Annotated in this window: 19 protein-coding genes and 4 tRNA genes; 17 read left to right on the forward strand and 6 right to left on the reverse strand. The window is 32.6% G+C overall.

The genetic code is table 11. The features are described 5' to 3' along the window. Nucleotides 1-3: 3 nt before the first annotated feature. Nucleotides 4-897, reverse strand: coding sequence for a DRTGG domain-containing protein (locus MK083_00485; protein MCH2672935.1), 894 nt, complete (start codon nt 895-897; stop codon nt 4-6). A gap of 102 nt (nt 898-999) precedes the next feature. Between MK083_00485 and MK083_00490 the strand changes: the two genes are divergently transcribed. From MK083_00490 to MK083_00505, 4 genes are all read left to right on the forward strand, one after another. After that, nucleotides 1,000-1,074: transfer RNA gene (locus MK083_00490), tRNA-Phe, on the forward strand. Nucleotides 1,075-1,132: 58 nt separating this feature from the next. Beyond that, nucleotides 1,133-2,500, forward strand: a complete 1,368-nt coding sequence (locus MK083_00495; protein MCH2672936.1) for a DUF1800 domain-containing protein — start codon at nt 1,133-1,135, stop codon at nt 2,498-2,500. 9 nt (nt 2,501-2,509) lie between these two features. After that, nucleotides 2,510-3,637 (forward strand): DUF1501 domain-containing protein, encoded by a 1,128-nt coding sequence (locus tag MK083_00500; protein MCH2672937.1) that lies wholly within the window; start codon nt 2,510-2,512, stop codon nt 3,635-3,637. Further along, complete coding sequence (locus tag MK083_00505; GenBank protein ID MCH2672938.1) at nt 3,637-4,584, forward strand: NHL repeat-containing protein; 948 nt, start codon at nt 3,637-3,639, stop codon at nt 4,582-4,584. The genes MK083_00500 and MK083_00505 overlap by 1 nt, the downstream gene beginning before the upstream one ends. Here the strand turns inward: MK083_00505 and bcp are convergent. Genes bcp through MK083_00520 form a run of 3 tightly spaced genes read right to left on the reverse strand, consistent with a single transcriptional unit; the run spans nt 4,581 to nt 6,948 of the window. Next, a complete protein-coding gene (gene bcp / locus MK083_00510; protein ID MCH2672939.1) occupies nt 4,581-5,045 on the reverse strand; it encodes a thioredoxin-dependent thiol peroxidase in 465 nt (154 codons plus the stop codon). The two genes, MK083_00505 and bcp, sit on opposite strands and share 4 nt — an antisense overlap. Nucleotides 5,046-5,095: 50 nt before the next feature. Then, nucleotides 5,096-5,431 carry a histidine triad nucleotide-binding protein gene (locus MK083_00515; GenBank protein ID MCH2672940.1) on the reverse strand — a complete coding sequence of 112 codons (336 nt, stop codon included), beginning with the start codon at nt 5,429-5,431 and terminating at the stop codon, nt 5,096-5,098. Continuing rightward, nucleotides 5,428-6,948: a biotin attachment protein gene (locus MK083_00520; protein MCH2672941.1), complete on the reverse strand. Its 1,521-nt coding sequence runs from the start codon at nt 6,946-6,948 to the stop codon at nt 5,428-5,430. The genes MK083_00515 and MK083_00520 overlap by 4 nt, the downstream gene beginning before the upstream one ends. Before the next feature lie 128 nt (nt 6,949-7,076). Between MK083_00520 and MK083_00525 the strand changes: the two genes are divergently transcribed. From MK083_00525 to MK083_00535, 3 genes are all read left to right on the forward strand, one after another. Continuing rightward, nucleotides 7,077-7,151, forward strand: a tRNA-Gly gene (locus tag MK083_00525). Nucleotides 7,152-7,174: 23 nt separating this feature from the next. After that, entirely contained in the window at nt 7,175-7,963 is a 789-nt protein-coding gene (locus tag MK083_00530) for a hypothetical protein (GenBank protein MCH2672942.1), read from the forward strand. Between the two features lie 68 nt (nt 7,964-8,031). Continuing rightward, complete coding sequence (locus MK083_00535; GenBank protein ID MCH2672943.1) at nt 8,032-9,246, forward strand: MFS transporter; 1,215 nt, start codon at nt 8,032-8,034, stop codon at nt 9,244-9,246. On the opposite strand, the gene MK083_00540 is transcribed toward MK083_00535, so the two are convergent. Then, entirely contained in the window at nt 9,243-9,602 is a 360-nt protein-coding gene (locus MK083_00540; protein MCH2672944.1) for a DCC1-like thiol-disulfide oxidoreductase family protein, read from the reverse strand. The genes MK083_00535 and MK083_00540 overlap by 4 nt on opposite strands. 160 nt (nt 9,603-9,762) lie before the next feature. On the opposite strand from MK083_00540, the gene MK083_00545 reads away from it, so the two are divergent. The 4 genes from MK083_00545 to nudC all read left to right on the forward strand — a co-directional run bounded on the left by MK083_00545 (nt 9,763) and on the right by nudC (nt 12,230). Then, nucleotides 9,763-9,846: transfer RNA gene (locus tag MK083_00545), tRNA-Leu, on the forward strand. A gap of 97 nt (nt 9,847-9,943) precedes the next feature. Next, a tRNA-Gly gene (locus MK083_00550) sits at nt 9,944-10,019 on the forward strand. Nucleotides 10,020-10,196: 177 nt separating this feature from the next. Further along, the gene (locus MK083_00555; protein ID MCH2672945.1) at nt 10,197-11,291 is read left to right on the forward strand and encodes a Zn-dependent alcohol dehydrogenase; all 1,095 of its coding nucleotides are present in this window, start codon (nt 10,197-10,199) and stop codon (nt 11,289-11,291) included. Between the two features lie 15 nt (nt 11,292-11,306). Further along, nucleotides 11,307-12,230 carry an NAD(+) diphosphatase gene (nudC, locus tag MK083_00560; protein ID MCH2672946.1) on the forward strand — a complete coding sequence of 308 codons (924 nt, stop codon included), beginning with the start codon at nt 11,307-11,309 and terminating at the stop codon, nt 12,228-12,230. Here the strand turns inward: nudC and MK083_00565 are convergent. Continuing rightward, nucleotides 12,227-12,856: a CvpA family protein gene (locus tag MK083_00565; protein MCH2672947.1), complete on the reverse strand. Its 630-nt coding sequence runs from the start codon at nt 12,854-12,856 to the stop codon at nt 12,227-12,229. The two genes, nudC and MK083_00565, sit on opposite strands and share 4 nt — an antisense overlap. A 169-nt stretch (nt 12,857-13,025) precedes the next feature. On the opposite strand from MK083_00565, the gene MK083_00570 reads away from it, so the two are divergent. The 6 genes from MK083_00570 to MK083_00595 all read left to right on the forward strand — a co-directional run. Beyond that, complete coding sequence (locus MK083_00570) at nt 13,026-15,986, forward strand: hypothetical protein (protein ID MCH2672948.1); 2,961 nt, start codon at nt 13,026-13,028, stop codon at nt 15,984-15,986. After that, nucleotides 15,986-16,687: a hypothetical protein gene (locus MK083_00575; protein MCH2672949.1), complete on the forward strand. Its 702-nt coding sequence runs from the start codon at nt 15,986-15,988 to the stop codon at nt 16,685-16,687. Before MK083_00570 ends, MK083_00575 begins: the two co-directional genes overlap by 1 nt. Nucleotides 16,688-16,697: 10 nt before the next feature. Beyond that, on the forward strand, nt 16,698-17,336 hold the full coding sequence (locus MK083_00580; protein MCH2672950.1) for a hypothetical protein: 639 nt from the start codon (nt 16,698-16,700) through the stop codon (nt 17,334-17,336). Continuing rightward, on the forward strand, nt 17,320-17,643 hold the full coding sequence (locus MK083_00585; GenBank protein ID MCH2672951.1) for a cupin domain-containing protein: 324 nt from the start codon (nt 17,320-17,322) through the stop codon (nt 17,641-17,643). The genes MK083_00580 and MK083_00585 overlap by 17 nt, the downstream gene beginning before the upstream one ends. A 65-nt stretch (nt 17,644-17,708) precedes the next feature. After that, complete coding sequence (locus MK083_00590; GenBank protein MCH2672952.1) at nt 17,709-20,660, forward strand: hypothetical protein; 2,952 nt, start codon at nt 17,709-17,711, stop codon at nt 20,658-20,660. Continuing rightward, nucleotides 20,660-21,120, forward strand: a 461-nt coding sequence (locus MK083_00595; GenBank protein ID MCH2672953.1) for a hypothetical protein, incomplete at its 3' end; no start/stop codon positions are given. The genes MK083_00590 and MK083_00595, both read left to right, overlap by 1 nt.

Here is a 21,120-nt window from a genome sequence, read left to right on the forward strand (position 1 = left end):
AAATTACTTTGTGATGGGTGTTGAAAAAATATCAAATAATTTATCGAAATTTAAATTATCATTTAAGATTCTATTGGAATACATGACCTTTTCATTATGGTCAAAATCATTTATCTCAAAAGAATCAGAAAGTTTAGAAATTGCTTCTTCTGTATTTTCATCAACAATTAAAACTGGAATACTTAATTTTTTTGCTTCATAAATAATATACTCAACAGGACTTATACCACTAGTAGCAATAAGAACATTAAGAGTACCTGACTGAAGAGCGGATAGCTGAACATCAGGTCTATCTCCTCTAACGACTAAAGCTACGTTTTTTCTAGTTGAAAAATATTCAGGTCCCCAATCTAACACAAAACCACCAATTAAATAATTTTCAATGATTTTATTTAAACTTTCTTCTCCTAAAACCTTTTTAGTACTTAACACATCTCTTAGGTCTTGAGCTGTCTTAGTCATGAAAAATCTTTGTTCCTCTAATATTGCAATAACCTTTTCATTATGAAGAGATTCGATTACATTTTTTTTGTACTTCAAAACACCATTAATAATAAACCCAACTAATCTTTCTGAAAAAAACTTCTCAATACTATTAATATCAGCTGAATCTCTCTCAATAAAAATAACTTTAGCATCAAATTTATCAAGTATTATTTTTTGTTTTGAAAACTCCATTTGATTTATTTCAACAAATATAAGTTCTGAGTTTTTCAAAGAGTTTCTGTTGTCTAGTTCTAATAATTGATTGATCTTTTTATGATCAACTATCTCATTATTTTCTAGTTCACCCACATAGGTTTTTATCCCTCTGTTCAAGGACTCTTGGACTATTCCAGATAAAATAGCTGTTTTACCACTATCTTTCTCTGATGATGAAATACAAATAACTGGCATAATATATAAATAATAATGAAAAAATAGTTCAAATTACACGTTTTTTGTCATTCATTATAGAATTTTTTTGTTAAAAATTAATGATAGGTTTTTTTATTAGATGCCTGGGTAGCTCAGGGGTAGAGCACTGCGCTGAAAACGCAGGTGTCGACAGTTCGAATCTGTCCCTAGGCACCACTTAAGAAAACTTTTAGGTTTGAATAAATAAAAATAATTATATATATTATCGATAATAATGATTACAAATATTGAGAAGAAAAGTTTAATAGCTCATCTCATGAGAAGAGCTGGATTTGGATGTAATTTTGATCAGATAGAAGAATTATCTCTTCAAGAATATGATGACATCGTAGATCAATTATTAGAACCATCCTTTAATTTACCCCCTGACCAAGATCTTTTAGAGAGATACTTTATAGCTTCAGTTGAAGCTCGTACAGCTAGGCATGCTGATCCACAGTGGACTTGGAGATTAGCAAAATCGAAAAAGCAACTCGAAGAAAAAATTGCTCTATTTTGGCATGGTCTATTAGCGGTTGGTGGTATCAAGTTAGATCATGGGCTGGCAATGCTTGAAGAAATTGATTTATTTAGAAAATATGGTTTAGGTAATTTTAATACCTTATTACTCAAAATTTCACAGGATCCTGGAATGATGTATTGGCTAGATAATCAAAATAGTCATAAAGAAGCTCCTAATGAAAACTATGGTAGAGAATTACTTGAATTATTTTCAATGGGTATAGATGAGAATGGAGAGGGAGTATATACAGAAGATGATGTTAAGTCTGCAGCTCGAGCTTTTACAGGCTGGGCTTCTAAACCTACTCCACCACCTTTTTTCTTAGGACCTTTTCCAATGGAATTTACTTTTAATGTAAATGATCATGATGACTCAGAAAAAGAATTCCTAGGTGAAAAAGGTAATTTTAATGGTGAACACATAGTAGAAATGGTTTCAAGGCATCCATCAACAGCTAAATTCATTTGCATGAGGCTTTATTTATATTTTGTTTCTGAAGAAGAAAATTGGACTGAAATAAATAAACTTTCTCAAGTCTATTTAGACACTGATGGAAATATTAAAAAAGTTTTGGAGTACATGTTTAAATCAGATCATTTCAAATCTAAAGAAATAATGTTTAAGAAAGTTAAAAGCCCTTCAGATTTAGTTTTTGGAATTACAAGAGTAGTCGATAGGTTTGAAATACCTGAGTTAGACTCAGCTGAATTAGCTACAAATACAAACTTAATGGGTCAATTCTTACTCAATCCTCCTAGTGTTGAAGGATGGCATGAGGGAGAAGAATGGATAGATAGTGGCTCGCTCATAGAGAGAATTAATTATGCATCTGAAGAGATATCTAATACTAGTTCAAAAGGTGTTAAAAGACTTCTTGAAATAATAAAGTCAAAAGACTCCAAAGATGATGAAGAATTTATAAATTTATGCCTAGATTCTCTTGGATATATACAAATCAGTGATAGATCTCAAAAGATTATTAGTGAGCACTTAAAGATTAATAAATATGAAAATGATGAAGACAAAATAATGGATGTATTAAAAATTATTGTGTCTACTCCTGATTTTCAATATTGCTAAGGAGAATAAATGATTAAAGAAAAGAATTTAGTTGTAATCCAATTGAGTGGGGGTAATGACTATCTGAATACTATAGTGCCCTACGAATCTGGATTATATTATGATTACAGACCTAATATGGGGCTAAAAGATGATTCAATTATACCTATAGATAACAATGTGGCATTTAATTCCAATATGGATATTTTCAAGAAGCATTTTGATGAAAAGAATTTAGCAGTTATGATGGGTATCGGTTATCCAGAACCTAACAGGTCACATTTTAGATCAATGGATATATGGCATACAGCAGAACCTTTTGAAAGTAGTTCTATTGGATGGCTTGGGAAGACAGTAAAAAATATAGATCCAGAAGGTAAAAATCCAATAACAGCAGTAAATTTTGGTAAAGGTCTACCAAGAGCTTTAGCATGTCCAGGTGTATCAGTGGCATCAGTGGGAGCACTTGAATCTTATGGTTTATTCACAGGTGTTTCAGGGTCTCAAAATAGAGAGATTTTACTAGATACTGTTGATAGAATTTATCAACCCATGAATCTAGAAGGAATGCCTTCCCTAAGATTATTGCAAACAGGAAGAGGAGCTCTAGACGGTGCAGACTTATTAGCAGAAGCGCCAAGAAGTTATAAATCTAATATAGAGTACCCTGAAGATAATCCTATTGCACAATCTCTTAAGGGAATAGCACAAGTTGCAAGTGCAAGGCTTGGAACAAGAATCTTTTATGCTCAACATGGAAGTTTTGATACACATACTGATGAATTGAAAAATCATTCTTTATTATGGCAACAACTATCAACAGCAATAGATTGCTTTCAAAAAGATTTGAAAGAACAGTCATTAGAAGAAGAAACTATAATATGGATTTTTTCAGAATTTGGTAGAAGAGTAGCAGATAATGGTACAGGTACAGATCATGGTTCAGGAGGAGTAGCTTTTCTTCTTGGAAAATCTGTCAAAGGTGGTCTCTATGGAGAGTATCCTAATCTTGATCCATCTGCTCAACTTGAAGGAGATATAAAATATAACACTGATTTTAGATGTTTATACTCCACAATTTTAGAAGATATATTGGGAATTGAAGCTTCGAGTGTACTTAGTGAAAAATTTAGTAAAGTAGAAATTATAAAAAGCTGATGGTTACGACCGCAAATGATTATAGTCATACAATAGGAATTGCATCCTTCGAAGGAAGAGGATTTATGAATCCTATTGATGTAATTTTTAATGATGAACTACTATATGTACTCAGTAGATCAAATGCTTCGAATAAAAATAATAGAATTAGCGCTCTAACAGTAGATTCAAATCATAAATTTGAATTCGCAAATTGGGGAGAAGAGCCAGGTAAATCTATATTACCAACCGCTATTGAAATAGATAAGGATAATAAAATTATCTTATCAGACGAGCATCTCAATAGAATCTCTATATTTGATTTAGAAGGGAAGCTAATCAATCATTGGGGCGAATTTGGAAATAAAGAAGGCCAACTAAACAGACCTTCAGGCATTTCAATTGATTCTGAAAATAATATATTGGTTGTTGATCACCTTAACTCAAGAATTCAAAAATTTGATACTAGTGGAAAATATATATCTTGTTTTGGAAAATTCGGTAAAGATGTTGGTGAGTTTAACTATCCTTGGGGTATAGATATAGATAAAGATCAAAATATTTATATTGCTGATTGGAGAAATAACAGAGTTCAAATATTTAATTCAAATGGAAATTATGTAAATTCTATTGAAAATTATGAAGATCAAAAATTAGCAAAACCCTCTTCAGTACATATTAGTACAAAAGGAAATATATTCGTAACTAACTGGGCTGATAATTCTGTCATAATTTATGATTCTAAACTAAATTTCATATCAAAATTAATTGGTGACGCAACCATTTCAAAATGGTGTCAAGAATTTCTAGATGTTAACCCTGAGCAATCTAGTTGGAGAGAAGAAGCAGGATTATTTGAGGAAGAAAAAAGATTTTGGAGACCTCAAAATATTGATTCAAATGAAGACTTAATTTTTATAACAGATTCCTGTAGGCATAGAATTCAAATATACAAAAATAGATTTTAAATTTTTTCTAATTCGGCTTTTACTTTTTCAGCATGACCCTTAGCCTTAACATTGGTCCATTTCTTTATAAGTATCCCTTGTTTATCAATAAGAAAAGTCGATCTAATTATACCCATTGAAACTTTACCATACATATTTTTTTCACCCCAAACTCCGTAATCATTAATCATTTTTTTATCTGTGTCACAAAGAAGAGTAAAAGGCAAAGAATGGTTTCCTATAAATTTATTATGAGATTTTTTATCATCAGGACTTATTCCATAAATTTCACAGTTCATTTTACTGAACTCAACATATATATCTCTAAATTCACATGCCTCAACAGTACATCCTGGAGTTTCATCTTTAGGATAAAAATATAAAACAGCAGGTTTCCCTGATAAAGTATCTAAGGAAATTGTATTATTATTTTGATCTAATAATTTGAAATCTGGAACTTTTGATCCCTCTGATAATGTCATAATTTTCTCCTAAAATGAAATTTTATCTAATAGTCATTATATTTAAATTCTTATAATTTCAAAGTATTCCCACTCAATAAATGAAGATGAAGGTGCATAACTGTTTGACCTCCTCCTTGTTCAACATTAGTTAATATTTGGTAACCAGATTTTTCGATATTTAGTTCTTCAGCTATTTTTTTACACACCAATAATAAATGACCCAAAATATTTTGATCGTCATCATTGGCATGATTAATGTTTATTATTGGTTTTTTTGGGATTACTAAAATATGAACCTGAGATTTAGGATTTATATCATCAATTGCTATGCATAAATCATCCTCATAGCGAATTTCAGAGGGAATTTCCTTGTTAATTATTTTTGTAAAAATAGAATCCATTATTTTTCGTTAACGGAAACCTCATATTCTTGACCATTTATAGAAACAGTAGTTTTATACTCACCATTTAAGTTTTCAGATCCCTGAGATTTAGATTGCACTACTTCTTTCATATCTTCAGCATACCTAATCCCTAATTCAGCATTACCCTCTAAAAAAGCTATACCCTGGGCGCCGCATGTAGCAGATATAAAAATATTTTCTTCAGTAGTTTCTAAATTCTTTTCTTGTAATAATTTTTTATTATATTCGATTCCTAGTTTTGGATTAGCATCGTTTAAATCATGAACATCTTCTTTTGTGGGCTCTAGTGATAATTGTTCAGATGCAATTTTTACAATTTCTGGATCTGGTTCTGAAGGTGTTTTACCAAAATATCCAAGTACCATTTTGCCATAACTATCTGTAATCTTAGACCATTTTTCTTGAATTGTATTCATGAATGCTTGTTGAAAATAAAATTGAGAAACGGGTGTCACAGATGTTCCAAATCCAGCTTTTGCTACAACTTCTCTCATATTTTCAATTACTTTTGGAAACAAATTTAATGTCCCATTATCTCTCATCATTTGAGTATTTGATGTAAGAGCTCCTCCTGGCATAGGAGAAAAAGGAATCACGGGATTAACTTCAGTAGCTTCTGGTGGCATGTAGTATTTTTCCATCTGATCTATAAACATCTTTTCTACTTCCAAAATTTTTTCTTCATCTATATCCAACGTATATTCAGTTCCTCGTAAAGCTTGCCACATTGTCAAAATATCAGTTTGAGATGTACCTCCACTCACTGGAGCCATTGCTAAATCAATCATATCTGCTCCAGCTTTGATTGCAGCCATATTGCTTGATATAGCCATTCCAGCTGTATCATGAGTGTGGAATTGAATCATTGTATCTTTTGGTAATAACTTTCTAGCATTTTTTACAGCATCATAGACAATTGATGGAGGAGTTGTACCAGAAGCATCCTTGAAAGCTAGACTATCAAAAGGAATATCTGCTTTAAGTATTTCTTTGATTTTATCAGTATAAAAATCAGCTGAATGAAAATATTTTTCGTTTAGGTTGGGAGGTAATCCCATCAAAGCTATAACAATTTGATGATTTAATCCTGCATCAGTTATGCACTGACCTGAATAAGATAAATTTCTGATATCCATTAGTGCATCAAAATTTCTAATGGTTGTTATACCGTGTTTCTTAAATAACTTAGCGTGCAGATTGATTATATCTCTAGATTGAGATTCCAAACCAACTACGTTAGCACCTCTTGCTAATGTTTGTAAGTTGATATCTTTACCAACTATTTCTCTAGACTTATCCATCATATCAAAGGCGTCTTCTTGACAATAGAAATAAAGGCTTTGAAATCTTGCACCTCCTCCAATTTCAAAGTTATCATTTCCCGCTTCTAATGCAGCAGACAAAATTGGTATGAAGTCTTCAGTCTTAACTCTTGCTCCCAAGCATGACTGAAAGCCATCCCTGAATGATGTATCCATAAAATTAATTTTTTTCATAAAGGCAATTATAAGATAAAAAAGTTTTTTTTTTATAAAAAATATATTTATTTAGGACTTTAATATTTAATTATTCAAATACTACTAAAACTAAAATTAGATATAATAAAATTCAAGATTGAAAATAAGCGGAAGTGGCTCAGTGGTAGAGCATCTCCTTGCCAAGGAGAAGGTCGCGAGTTCGAATCTCGTCTTCCGCTCCAAATCTTTTCACAAAAAATTAGATATGAATGAATTCCCTAACCAACTAGATAATAATTTGAAACAATTTTTCATCTTAGGAAATACGGCTTTAGATGCTTCAAGAAAAATAACAAAAGATGTTAATTTTGCTAACAGTGAGTTAAAAGATGATGGGAGTTTGCTAACTAAGTTTGATTTATCTGTAGAGGAAAAAATATTTGAAATACTTAGTGAATCAGATGCAGATATTATTACTGAGGAAATCCTTGAAAAAAAAGAAAATAAAGAATTTTGCTGGTATGTGGATCCAATTGATGGTACTACTTCATTCTCTAAAGGGATACCACTATTTGGAACAATCATTGGATTAACTCATAAAGAAAAACCTATTATGGGTTTTATAGATTTACCAAAATTAGGAGATAGATATATTTCAATTAATAAATATGGATGCTTTTTGAATAAAAAATTAGTAAAAGCTTCAGAACTTGGTAATCTTAATGAGGCAATAATATCTTATGGATCACCTCAAAGATTTGCTAAAGAAAATTTAATTGATCAACTTAGAAAAATAGATGATTTAGCTTGGGATTCCAGAGGTTATTCAGATTGTTTTGGATACTCGCTAGTATTTAGAGGAGCTATAGATTTATTTATAGAAGCAGATTTAAATCCGTGGGAAACAGTTGCTATAGAAAATTTATCTTTAGAATCTGGTGCAGGATATGCGGAAAAAGAATCAATTAATGGGAAAAAAAATATAATTTTCGGGTCAAAAAATCTAATTGAACAAACTACTGATATATTTGGTGGAGACTGGACAATAAAATAAGCTCCAATAAAGTTGGTACATTTACTGCCTTAAAAAGTAAAAATTATAGAATATTTTGGATAGGATCAATAGCATCAATTTCTTCTACTCAATTGGTAACTATTTTTAGTGGGAAATTAGTATTTGATATTAGTGGTTCAGAATTTTTACTTGGATTAGTAGCAAGCATTTTTGGTTTAGGCACAATAATTCTTAATTTTGTAGGTGGAGTTATAGCAGACAGATTTGAAAAAAAAATCCTACTGATATTAACGTCACTTGCAATGGCAGTAACATTATTAATTCTAGCTATTGTAGATGCTTATGATTTTGAAACTGTGGCAATAGTAATTTTAATTTGTAGTTTATTAGGATTTATTACAGGAATAGATTGGCCACTAAGAGCATCTATTTTTACAGATTTCATTGAAGATAAAAATCATATTGTAAGCGCTGTGGCATTAAATTCTTTACTTTGGCAAGGTATGAGAATTTTAGCTCCAGGATTAGGTGGATTTATTATCGCTTATTATGGCACTCCAATAATATTTTTTATAAGTTCTTTAGGATTTCTTATAATGGCTTCGGCTCTAATTATAATAAAGCATGAGCCACCAAATGTAGCACCGAGAATCAAAAAATCTTTTGTAAGCGAAACGATGGAAGGAATAAATTTTATTGCGAAAGATACTGTCTTTAGAATTATTATTATAATTAGTTACTTAACTATGGGATTTGCGATGTCTTACCTTCAATTGATCCCATCACTTACTGAAATATATAAAAATACTTCTTATGGGAATATTTCATCTCAAATAATGGGCATTATGCTTTCTGTTGGGGGAATAGGAGCAGTAACTGGAAATATGATAACTTCTGGAATAAAAAACAAAATAAACTTAGGTAAAATAACTCTAAGTATGAATATAGTCTCTGTAGTATTAGTTTTTTTCTTTGGGTTATCAAATTATTTAACCGCTAATGAAAATATTTATGATAATCCTTGGATTTCGATGAATTTATTACTTTCTATTGTGTTTATATTTTTTGCTGGAATATCAAATGCAATTTTTATTGTTTGCTCGATAACAATACTACAAATGAAAGTTCCTGAAAATCTGAGAGGAAGAGTTATGGGAATTCATACTATAACTTTTAGTATGTTAACTGCAGGTGCATTGGTTCTTGGATTAGTTGCTGAATTTTCAACATCAAGCATATCAATTATGATTTTTTCAGGAATTCTAATTGTAATTAATACGATAGTTTATTTTAAGAATCCAAATATAAAAGCCATAATCTAACAACCGATATAAGGAATCAAAAAAGAAAATTTAGACCTATTCTTAGAAAACAAAAAATAAAACAAATTATAGATAAAGTATAAAAATTTAAGCGACAACAAAATTTTGGAAACAAATGATATTTTGCCATTACAATGAGCTAATATTTTTAAAATTGCAATTCCACCTAAATAAATTCTTTCATCTTCACATACAATTTTTTTAGATGGCGTTGATAAATCTATCTTCATTCCTGAGCCAATTATTGAATTTTCATCATTTGGAAGAAATGTCCAATAAGATGATCTTTCAAGTACCCAATTTTTGAAACAAGTACAAATTTTACAATTATGATCGTAAAATACAATTTTTGTCATAACTACCTCTTGATTATCTTTCTATGAAAATCTTAGGTTATATATTTAATATTGTATAAAAGATAATAAAAAAGTAATGAAGATTTCATAATAATATTAGTTTTAGTATTTTGTAATTTTCAAAATAAAACTTTTGATAAGATTTAATAGGTATTATAATGCCGGAGTGGCGGAATGGCAGACGCGGTCGACTCAAAATCGGCTGGGGAAACCCGTGTGGGTTCGACTCCCACCTTCGGCACCATAAATTTTTATTTTTTGAATAATCTATAATCTATTTTGTTATCAATTAAATTTTTTATATATTTAAAAGAATAATTTTATGTTAAAATTGAATTCATGCGGGGGTAGCTCAGTTGGTAGAGCGTCTGCCTTCCAAGCAGAATGTCGCGAGTTCGAATCTCGTCTCCCGCTCCAATTTTTTCCAAATATCTATAAATTTTAAAGTAAATTCTAAATTTCAAAATTTCATGATTGATTTTTGCTCATAATAAACTATTATTGCTAGATAATTTTTTTATTTAATACTTAAACATTCATAGAGTCTTAAGTGTTAATATCAGAATAAGATAACAAGAATTACGGGAGCTAATATTGAAAGCAGCAGTTCTATTTGAAACTAAAGGTAAACTTTCAGTTGAAAATGTTGATATTTCAGAACCAAAAAAAGATGAGGTTTTAGTAAAAATAAAAGCAAGTGGTTTATGCCATACAGATTGGGAAACCATGCATGGTTATCAACCTGTAAATTTACCTGCAATAATAGGTCATGAAGGAGCGGGAGTTGTTGAAGCAGTAGGTGAAGGTGTCGATAACGTAAGCGTTGGAGATAATGTAATTTGTTCATGGAACCCAAATTGTGGGATATGTTTTTACTGTGATAATGGCCAGCCAATTCTTTGTGAAGTGCAAAAAAAATATAATTCTCAAGGTGTACTATTCGATGGAACAACTAGAGCTTCTCTTAATGGTCAAAATTTACATTACTATAGCCTTGTTTCTACTCATGCAGAATACACAATTATTCCTAAGCAAGGCGCAGTAAAAGTAAGAAAAGATTTTCCTCTAGATAGAGCATCTTTATTAGGTTGTGCTGTAATGACAGGATATGGCGGAGCAGTATATGCAGGAAATATAAAACCAGAAACCTCAGTTGTAGTTATAGGATGCGGTGCAGTTGGATTAAGCGCAATTCAAGGGGCAAGAATATCAGGTGCATCAAAGATTATAGCTGTTGATATTTTTGATAACAAATTAGAATTTGCAAAAAAAGTTGGAGCTACACACACTATTAATTCTAAGATAGACAATCCAATAGAGGCTTGCTTAGAAATAACTGATGGCAGAGGCGTAGATTGTGCAATTGAATCAGCAGGTCATAATGAAACAATTCGACAAACTTTAGAATGTTCAAGACCCGGTGCTAGAATTGTTATTTTAGGCAAAACTCCTTATGGAGTAGAAATAAATTTACCTTTTTATACACTTATGGGAGAAAGAGAATTAATTAGAACTTCATATGGAAAAAGTCATCCTAGAATTGATTTTCCAAGACTAGCTAATTTATATATGGATGGTAAATTATACTTAGACGAAATGATAACAAAAACATATAAAATAGAGGAAATTAACGAAGGGTTTGATGCACTAGAAAGAGGAGAACTTGCTAGAGGATTAGTAATATTTTAATTAGGAGAGAAATTAATGGGAAAAGTACTTAAATTTTCAGGAAATAATATAGATAGATTAGAAGTTGAAAGAAGAAACGAGGATTGGGTTTCAGAAAAAATCAATGATCCAAACTCAAAAGTCTTGGTTTACAATAGATCTAAAATTTTAGTAAAAAAAATATACTCAAATATTACTGTTAAATTTCTTAGGTTAGGTGACATTAGAGAATCTGGGATTGATCCTAAATTAATTTTACTTGGAGATCTTGGTGGAGAAATTTATCTATCTACAGACTTAAATGATGTTGATGAAGAAATAGTAAATGGACTTATTTCCAAAGATGAAGAATTTATAGACTGTAGGACTGCTGGAGACCAACTAAGTCAAGCTCAAGGTGGAATGATAAGTCAAAGTAAAAGTCAACTTGAGTGGAACAGAAAAAATTCTTTTTGTGGAATTTGTGCAGGAAAAACAGAAGGATTAAGAGGAGGGCAATCTAGAAAATGCTCAAGCTGTGAAATAGAACTTTTCCCTAGAACAGATCCAGTTATTATATCCCTCGTAACTAATGGTGAATATTGTCTTTTAGGTCAGTCAAAAGGAAGATTATCAAGACTAAATATATATTCTTGTTTAGCAGGATTTATTGACCAAGGTGAATCTATTGAAGAAGCCGTTGCCAGAGAAATCATGGAAGAATCTGGTATAAAAGTCAAGAATGTAAAGTATTACGCATCTCAGCCTTGGCCTTTTCCTTGGTCACTGATGATTGGTTGTCATGCTGAAGCTGAAACAGAAGAAATTAACTTTGATGAGCATGAAATGCACTCAGTAAAATGGTTTCATAGAGATGAAGTTTTATCAGCATTAGAAGAAAAAAACGACAATTTATCAGTACCCGGCAATATAGCTATAGCCCATCATCTAATAAAGGCTTGGGCCACAAAAGAGGTCTAATCAGAATCTTCTCTTCTTTGTTGTGCGATATCAAGAGAATCACTGAATTCACCAGGGATTATTCCAATAAGTTGTCCACCTAGTAGATCTTTAACATCTATTACCACTCCAACCATAATACTCTCACGGATTACTAAATCTGCTGCCTCTCTAGAGGTATCCTTTAGACTATTTTCAAACATTTTTGCAATAGCTTCTTCAGAGATTTCAAGTCTTCCGTCTTCATCCTCATCTGGAGTATAAGTCCATCTAGCAGTTATGTTGACTATAATAGTTGTAATCAAGAATCCTAATATTAGTCCAGATGCCAATCCTCCAACTTGATTTACCTTGTCTCCAATACCAAAAGTCATTTTGGAAACAATAGCTTGAATTACTCCACTAAATAGTTGGACTCCTAAGAAACCTCCAATAAGTAATAGCCCATAACCAATTACTGTTACTAATCCATCACTTTCAAGTTCAAGCCCTATTGCATCAACTATCATTTGAGATAAAAATCCTCCAATAATCATAGTTACAGCTACCAATACTATATACAAGATATTTTTTACCAAACCTATTCTGAAGCCTAGAATAACTCCAAGAACAATAGGTGCTATTAGAACCCAATCATACCAATTCATAAGAAACCTCTTTTAATATATATCTTTTCAATATTACAACTTTACTCTAATATATTTTAATAACGTTTATGTTAATATATAGATAAAAAAATATATTGCTTGTAAAAATCATATCAGAAATCAAAAAAAGAGGGGTCCTAATCTTAGGTTAGGATTAAAATCAAAAGCTATGGAAAATCTTTCAATCTCAAAATTTAGTTTCAAGAAAATTATCACATCTTCATTAATATTAATGTTTATCTTAATTTCTGGAATAAATACTCAAAATAATATATCTGCACAGATGCCACCAATGGGTGGAATGATGGGTGGAGGAATGGGTACAATGGGATCATCAGCTACAGATTCATCTTGTAGGCAAAATCCCGGAACAGGAGAAGTTTTCTGTGAAGTTGAGATGGATGTAAGTATGATGAGTATGACTCACACATCTAGTGATGTGGAACATTATGAAGGTCAAGGAATTTGGTTTCAGGGATGTTTGATTCCTGGTCAGCAGTATGAAAACTATGAAGCTGCTTGGATAGAAAGACATTATAATGCAAATCAGGATCATAGAGGCTCTAGAGCTGGTGATCAGCAGTTTACAAACGTATTTATAAGAGGTAATATGCCGACTCAACCTGGTCAAACAATTGGAAAATGTAAGTATCAATTCTTTAAAATTGATTCTCCATTAGTACAACCTGGCCAGCCTTATCACAATCCCCAATGGGAATCTGATCAAGAAACACAAAGAATGTATGAAGAGGCAGACAGAATTAGAAGAGATGCTGAAAGAAAAAGAGCTGAAGAAGAGCTTCTTCGTGCTAAACAACAGGCAGAGCTTGATCTTCAAAGACAAGAAGAAGAAAGAAAAAGAAATGAACAACAAAATCAGGGTGGATTTGATTTATTCGGGGGCCAGGGACCTGTTGGAAATATATTTAGTAACTCATTTCAACCACCACCAGATGATGAAGTCCCTCAAGGACCTTTCATAAACTTAACTTCAATAGCTGAAATAGATAGATGGAAAACTATGGAATGTATAGGTAATACAGTCCAAGATATAACAGGTATGAGTTATGAACAAGCATATATGGATTTTGCTTTCCCTTTGGGTGTAAGAATGATGGATGAACCAGATTTTTATTACGACGCAGTAGTAAATTGTATGCATTTGAGTTACGATAAGCTTCTCAGCGGAGCTTGGGGAGTAGATACAAATACAAATGGAATGTTTGGTGGAAAGGCTCCAAGAAATGAAATGGATCAAATGCTTCAAAACTGTATAGTGCCGCATATTTCCGATGTCTTAAATATTCCTAATGACATCATTAGAGATGACGCTTTATCAGTTGAATCTGGAAGAAGATCTGTTACAAGAGAAGAAATGCTAGCTGCTTATGACTGTTTTATAAAATTTGATGAAGATATAAGAAATAGTAATTCTTCAGGCAGTCCTCAATATTTTCCACTCAATTCTGATTTGCTTACTTCATTTGTTTACGGAGACCAAGAAATACCTGGGCAAGCATGTATGGTAGATTCTATTTCAGACTCCAGAGGAATGAACAGAGAAGATTCTCAAAGAATAGTTGAAGATTTAGTTAATTTCGCTGTAGGAAGGTCCGACCGGTGGGGATTTCTAGAAAGTGATGCAAACCCTCAGCACAAAAACGATGTAGTTAACAGAGTAATATCATGTAATCAAGAATTAGACTGGCTTAGGGATTACCAATCCTCAATAAGCGGAGGTGGAGTTAATTTAGAAGATATCTTTGCTAGACTTGCAGAACCTGAGTTCCAAAAATGTGTAAAAGATGAATACAAAGAACTTAGTAATGGTGATAGAGATTTTGCAGATATGATGTATGACCAAATGATTGAAGGATTTATGATGTACCAAGATCCAACAGAAATCATAAATAGACCTCTCTCATACAGGCAAACATCAACAATACTTGATTGTGCTGAAGATTTTGGTACAGACCAAGAAACTTTCAGTATAATTCAACCTTATCTTAGTCAATATACTATAGACCTCGACCAAATTGATTTTTCTTGGTCTGGAGGAATGGGATACGATCAAAAATCTGAAACACTTATAGGTTGTATAGATGATAGTTGGCATGAAAATGATCGTGATTTGGGTAACGTAGGTGCAAATGCCGAACAAATAGTTTTCAACATTTTTGAGAGAGGAGGAAGCTTAAATGCCCTAAAGCCTCTTAATAGAGATTATACTCAAGATGAACTTGACGATGTTGTGGAGTGCTTAGAAGAAAGACCTGAATTTGACTGGATATCACAGTATGATAATCCAAATTATGACTTTGAGCCTCTTTTTGAAAGTGATTTATTCTCTCAATCGAATGTAGATTTTCAATCTTCTGCTGCTGATTTTAGACAAAATATTGCCACTAATAACAATTCTAATATGGTGTCTGGTTCACTTATGGGTGGTGGAGCTCTTGAAAATCTTCGATTAGACTTAGTCAATTCTGCTAGAGGTTCTGCTGCTGAAGATTGTATGGTAGCAAACCTTGCAAGAGAAAAAGGCGAAACTGAAAACTATATTAAGACTTCATACATAGCTAATTTAATTTGGGAACCTACTCAAAGACCTTCAAAAAATGAAAGAGAAGCTCTTGAAAATTGTGAATCTCAAATCAGATCTGCGACTCAAGGTAAAGGTGGATTAAGCTCACTACTAAAAATAGGTTCTTATGGTGATCCTGATTATTTTGCACAACCTTCAGACAGCCAAAGAGCATGTATGGTGAATGAGTACAAAAAAGTCTTTGGTTATATGATTGAAAGTTCTGGTGCTAATCCGGATGAAAGTGCTGCAAAAGCTATTTCAGAAATATCATTACCCGGAACTTATAATGGTTCTCATCCAATTTTAGGAGATAAAGCTCCTAACTTAAGACCTCCCTCATCGATTGAACTTGAAGCATTATCAAACTGTAAGATAATAGATTTGTATGTTTTCGAGGGAAGTAGGCTCAGGAAGCTGATACCTGGAGTTGATACAGCTGATCTTCCTGTAGGAGAGCTCATAAATAATCCTTCAAATCTAGCTATATTAGGTATATTAATAACACTGTTCTTTTCAGTACTACAAATGGTGAGAGGTAAATAATGACTACTACTAGAGTTCCTACAGGTATAAATTTGGTTTTCAGAGTGATTTCAAGGATGATGGTAGCTTTACTTGTATCTCTGCCAATAATAGCATTAGGTGTTGCGCTTATAATATACTCTCAAACTGATGGAAGTGTACCAATTTGGACTGGATTTGCAGCTCTGATCTCTGGGCTACTACTCTTAGTTTTAGGTTTTTATATGACTGCTGTTGGAGCTTTCCCAAAGCCTACTTTAGGTCAAGGAGAAGAAGTTCAAATTGAAAGACATCCTACTATGAAACCTGCATATGCAAGAATAGTCGTTGCATTACCCTTATTTTTCATTAGTGCGGTTTTATACGTCTCAACTGATTTCGCTTATATATTCCCTTTCATAACTTTCATAATTGGATCATGGTTATTTTTTAAAGGAACTATGAGGTATTTCAGAAATCTTCATATAACTTATATTGTTACCGATAGAAGAGCAATTTATATGTTTAAGTTTTTATACTTACATACAAACGAAATTCCTGTTGGAAGAATAGTTCAAATATCAGAAAAAAGGACTCTGATTGAAGCTCTTACCGGAAGGGGAACTGTAGTTGTTTCATCAGGTATAGGAAGTAGAATGACCATTAGTATGGAAGAAATAGATAATCCTGGAAGCGTAGCGGAAGCTCTTAGAAGTATGCTTCCATCAACAAGAGAAGCTTAGGAGGCAATAAATGGATATTGGTTTTGTCACAAGTTTAGTATCAATACCTTTGGTAGGAGCACTTGGAACAGCAGCTTGGAGAATTCAAGCAACTATAACAGCAAGAAAACAAAGTGAAATTGATCAATTAAAAACAGAAATTGAATCAATAAGAACTATTCATGCTGAACAGATGACTTTGCAGAAAGAAAAAACTGAACTTACTAATGACCAGATGGATACTCTTATTAGTAATAGAACAAAAGAAATGGCAGAAAAAATTGAAACTGAATTCATCAGTAAGGTAAGACAATGGAAACAGTATGCAATTGTAGGAATAACTGCGTCAACTGGCTTATTAATCTTTGTGTTAGGATTATTATTTGCTATGATTCCAAGGTCGGCATCAGATGAACCAGTTATGACATTGGTTAATGATGAAAATGTCAGAAATGAAATAACAAGATTTGGTCTTCATAACGACTCAGTTGCAGGAACAGTTTTATTTGCCCATGGGCCTACATTTATGTGGGGTACGATAATAGGTGCTTTAATTTTGGTTATTGCTATAGTTATAATTGGTGTAAACACATTTTTTACCTCTAAGCCAAAAACTACCATATCATCTGATGATAATGGAGAAAATGTCATAAATGAAACCAGTAATTAAGAACAAAAATGATCATAAACAGCACCCTATTCTAGGTTCACCTGAAGGTGTACCAACGGTAGTATCCTTGTATCATGATCATCAACCAGGAGAAACAAGTACTCATCATACTCATCCCTGGGAGCATCAAGCTTACATAACTAGAGGTGAAGGAATCATTTTTGTAGATGGAGAAAAATACCCAATAAAAGAGGGTGATTTTGTGTTAATTCCTCCAAACGCAGATCATTATTTTGAAAATACCGGTAATTCTGTTCTTAGTAGAGTAACATTCAATCCGCTGGCAAGTGAAGATCACTTAGGCTAAATCATATAATATAATTAACAGATTTACTATAAATAGTGTAATATTTAATAGTAAAAATAATTTCTATGGTTATCTCTAGTTTAAAAAAAATTATAGCTGCAAATTTAATTTTAGTATTTTTTCTATTTTCAGGAATAAATACACAAAATAATATTTCAGCTCAAATGCCTTCTTCTGGAGGAGATTTTTTATTTGAAGAATCAGAGTGTAGAAATAATCCTGGTACAGGTGAAGTCTTCTGTGAATTAACTCTTGATACAAGTATGCAAATAATGACGCAGACTGTAGCGCCTAAAGAATACTATGAAGGTCAAGGAGTTTGGTTTCAAGGATGTAGAATTCCAGGTCAAGATCATAATACTCATGATTCTGCTTGGATTGAAAGACACTACACTGCTGAAGCTGGATCTATTGGTACTTGGGGAGAAAGTGTTACTAACTTCTATAATTTGGATCCATCTGCAAAAGTTACTCATGTTTTATTTAGAGGAAATGTACCTCAAGAGCCTGATAGACAAAGAATTAGGTGTCAATATCAATTTTTTACAGTAGATTCCCCTTTAGTACAACCTGGTCAGCCTTACCATAATCCTCAATGGGAAGCAGATCAAGAAACACAAAGAATGTATGAAGAGGCAGACAGAATTAGAAGAGAAGCTGAAAGAGCAAGAGCTGAAGAAGAGCTTCTTCGTGCTAAACAACAGGCAGAACTTGATCTTCAAAGACAAGAAGAAGAAAGAAAAAGAAATGAACAGGATCAGGGCGGATTTCAAGATTTATTTGGACAAGGACCTGTTGGAAATATATTTAGTAACTCATTTCAACCTCCTGATGATTTACCACTAGGTCCTTACATAAATTTAACTGAAATTCCCTCTGATGCAAGCGAAGTTGTAACAGATTGTGTCGCTAATTTTATATCTTCAGAAACAGGAATGAGTTACGAGCAAGCATATATGGATTTTGCTTATACACTTGGTGTAAGATGGCTACAAGATCCAGATTTTTATTACCACGCAGTAGTAGATTGTATGCATTTGAGTTACGATAAGCTTCTCAGCGGAGCTTGGGGAATTGATGGAGATTATTTCACAGAAAATCCTCCTCTAGGAGACTTAGATAATCTTATAGATAACTGCATAGTCCCTCATCTATCAAATGCTTTAAATATTCCTAGAGAAATCATTTTAGATGATATCGAAATTGTCCAAAGTGGTAAAAGATCAGTAACAAGAGAGGAAATGTTGGCTGCCTACGATTGTTGGATAACTCATGATGGCAGATATAATAATAACTTTCAAGAACCCCCTCAAAATGGTGGTGGTTATGAGACCTTAGATATAGGATTGCTATTTGAGACTATTTATGGAGGTGAAGAAATACCTGGTCAAAACTGTATGCTTAATTCACTAAGTTCCATACATTTTGATTTAGGTTTCTCGCACTCCATAGTAGACAGTTTAGTTGACTTTGCCGTTGGCCGAACTGATGATTGGCGTATGTATGAAGATCGTCTAAGTGATGAGCATCAAAATTATGTAATAAACACTGTTATTGGATGTAACCAAGAATTAGACTGGCTTAGAGACTATCAAGCTTCACTTACTGAAGGTCCTAATCTTGAAGCTGTATTTGCTAGGTTAGTTCAACCAGAATTTAGAGATTGTATTATTGGAAAATTTGAAGACTATGGTGATATAGAGGAAAGTTGGGGTAATGAATTATATGACAGGATGCTAAAAGGATTTGTTGAAGCTCAAGATCCAACAGAATATACTAACAGGCCTCTTGGTGAACAACAATATAATTCAATAGTTGATTGTGCAGTTGAGTTTGAAGTTGATCCAGAAACTCTAACATATGTCCCTGCATACCTAAGCCAGTACACACACTTTATTGAAGAGGTCGAATTTTCGTGGTCTAGAGGACTTGATGCAGAAGATAAATATGACAGGCTTGTTGAATGTATAGCCGATGGGTTTGAAAACTCAGGTTATGGAGATGATTTAGTAAGAAAAGCTGAAGAATCTGCTGATACCATGATGTGGAATGTATTTTATAGTGGCTTAGGCGTTAATTCCCAAAAACCATTAGGAAGAGATTTTACTGGTATTGAATTAGATACTGTTTTTGATTGTTTGGAACAAAAGCAAGAATTTGAATGGATCGATAATTTTTATAATAGTAATTATGATTATGAACCTCTTTTTGAAAGTGATTTATTTAGCCAATCTAATGTAGATTATCAATCTTCTGCTGCTGATTTTAGGCAGACTATATCAAGTAACACTTCTGGACAAGCAAATTCTAATATGGTATCTGGATCTCAAATTCTAGGAGAACCTTTAGAAATGGAAAGGCTAGAAGCAGTTAATTTAGCTAGAGGAGCATCTGCTGAAGATTGTATGGTAGCAAACCTTGCAAGAGAAAAAGGCGAAACTGAAAACTATATCAGATCTTCCTATATAGCTAATTTAATTTGGGAACCTACTCAAAGACCTTCAAAAAATGAAAGAGAGGCTCTTGAAAATTGTGAGTCTCAAATCAGATCTTCGACTAATGGATTAGGTGGATTAGAATTATTATTACGGTTTGGTTCTTACGGTGATCCTGATTATCTATCTGAACCTTCAGATACCCAAAGAGCATGTATGGTGAATGAGTACAAAAATGACTTTGGTTATATGATTGAAAGTTATGGAGGAAACCCAACAGAAAGTGCTGCAAAAGCTATTTCAGAAATATCATTGCCCGGAACTTATAATGGTTATCATCCAATTTTAGGAGATGTTCCTAACGTAAGACCTCCCTCATCCAAAGAACTTAATGCAATATCTAACTGTAGAGTTGAAGATTTATTTATTTATGAAGGAAGTAGACTCAGGAAGCTTATACCTGGAGTTAATACAGCCGATCTTCCTATAGGAGAGCTTATAAATAATCCTTCAAATCTAGCTATTATGGGTATATTAATAACACTGTTCTTTTCAGTACTACAAATGGTGAGAGGTAAATAATGACTACTACTAGAGTTCCTACAGGAATAAATTTGATTTTCAGAGTGATATCGAGAATGATGGTTGCTCTACTAGTTTCTCTTCCAATAATTGGACTAGGTATAGCATTGATTATTTACTCTCAAACCGATGGTAGTGTACCAATTTGGACAGGATTTGCAGCTTTAATCTCTGGATTTCTATTATTGATTCTTGGTTTTTATATGACAGCAGTTGGAGCATTTCCAAAGCCTACTTTAGGTCAAGGAGAAGAAGTTCAAATTGAAAGACATCCTACTATGAAACCTGCATATGCAAGGATAATAGTTGCGTTACCATTATTTTTCATTAGTGCAGTATTATACGTCGCAACTGATTTCGCTTATATTTTCCCATTTATCACTTTCATAATTGGATCTTGGTTATTTTTCAAAGGAACTATGAGATATTACAGAAATCTTCATATAACTTATATTGTTAC

This window comes from Dehalococcoidia bacterium (assembly GCA_022451965.1).
Taxonomy (GTDB): domain Bacteria; phylum Chloroflexota; class Dehalococcoidia; order Lucifugimonadales; family Lucifugimonadaceae; genus TMED-70.

Excerpts from the sequence above, each read along its gene's own strand:
- MK083_00500 (MCH2672937.1), top strand. The coding sequence starts at position 2,510 with ATGATTAAAGAAAAGAATTTAGTTGTAATCCAATTGAGTGGGGGTAAT.
- MK083_00570 (MCH2672948.1), top strand. The coding sequence starts at position 13,026 with ATGGAAAATCTTTCAATCTCAAAATTTAGTTTCAAGAAAATTATCACA.
- MK083_00495 (MCH2672936.1), top strand. The coding sequence starts at position 1,133 with ATGATTACAAATATTGAGAAGAAAAGTTTAATAGCTCATCTCATGAGA.
- MK083_00590 (MCH2672952.1), top strand. The coding sequence starts at position 17,709 with ATGGTTATCTCTAGTTTAAAAAAAATTATAGCTGCAAATTTAATTTTA.
- MK083_00575 (MCH2672949.1), top strand. The coding sequence starts at position 15,986 with ATGACTACTACTAGAGTTCCTACAGGTATAAATTTGGTTTTCAGAGTG.
- MK083_00565 (MCH2672947.1), bottom strand. The coding sequence starts at position 12,856 with ATGAATTGGTATGATTGGGTTCTAATAGCACCTATTGTTCTTGGAGTT.
- MK083_00530 (MCH2672942.1), top strand. The coding sequence starts at position 7,175 with ATGAATGAATTCCCTAACCAACTAGATAATAATTTGAAACAATTTTTC.
- bcp (MCH2672939.1), bottom strand. The coding sequence starts at position 5,045 with ATGACATTATCAGAGGGATCAAAAGTTCCAGATTTCAAATTATTAGAT.
- MK083_00505 (MCH2672938.1), top strand. The coding sequence starts at position 3,637 with ATGGTTACGACCGCAAATGATTATAGTCATACAATAGGAATTGCATCC.
- nudC (MCH2672946.1), top strand. The coding sequence starts at position 11,307 with ATGGGAAAAGTACTTAAATTTTCAGGAAATAATATAGATAGATTAGAA.
- MK083_00485 (MCH2672935.1), bottom strand. The coding sequence starts at position 897 with ATGCCAGTTATTTGTATTTCATCATCAGAGAAAGATAGTGGTAAAACA.
- MK083_00585 (MCH2672951.1), top strand. The coding sequence starts at position 17,320 with ATGAAACCAGTAATTAAGAACAAAAATGATCATAAACAGCACCCTATT.
- MK083_00580 (MCH2672950.1), top strand. The coding sequence starts at position 16,698 with ATGGATATTGGTTTTGTCACAAGTTTAGTATCAATACCTTTGGTAGGA.
- MK083_00520 (MCH2672941.1), bottom strand. The coding sequence starts at position 6,948 with ATGAAAAAAATTAATTTTATGGATACATCATTCAGGGATGGCTTTCAG.
- MK083_00540 (MCH2672944.1), bottom strand. The coding sequence starts at position 9,602 with ATGACAAAAATTGTATTTTACGATCATAATTGTAAAATTTGTACTTGT.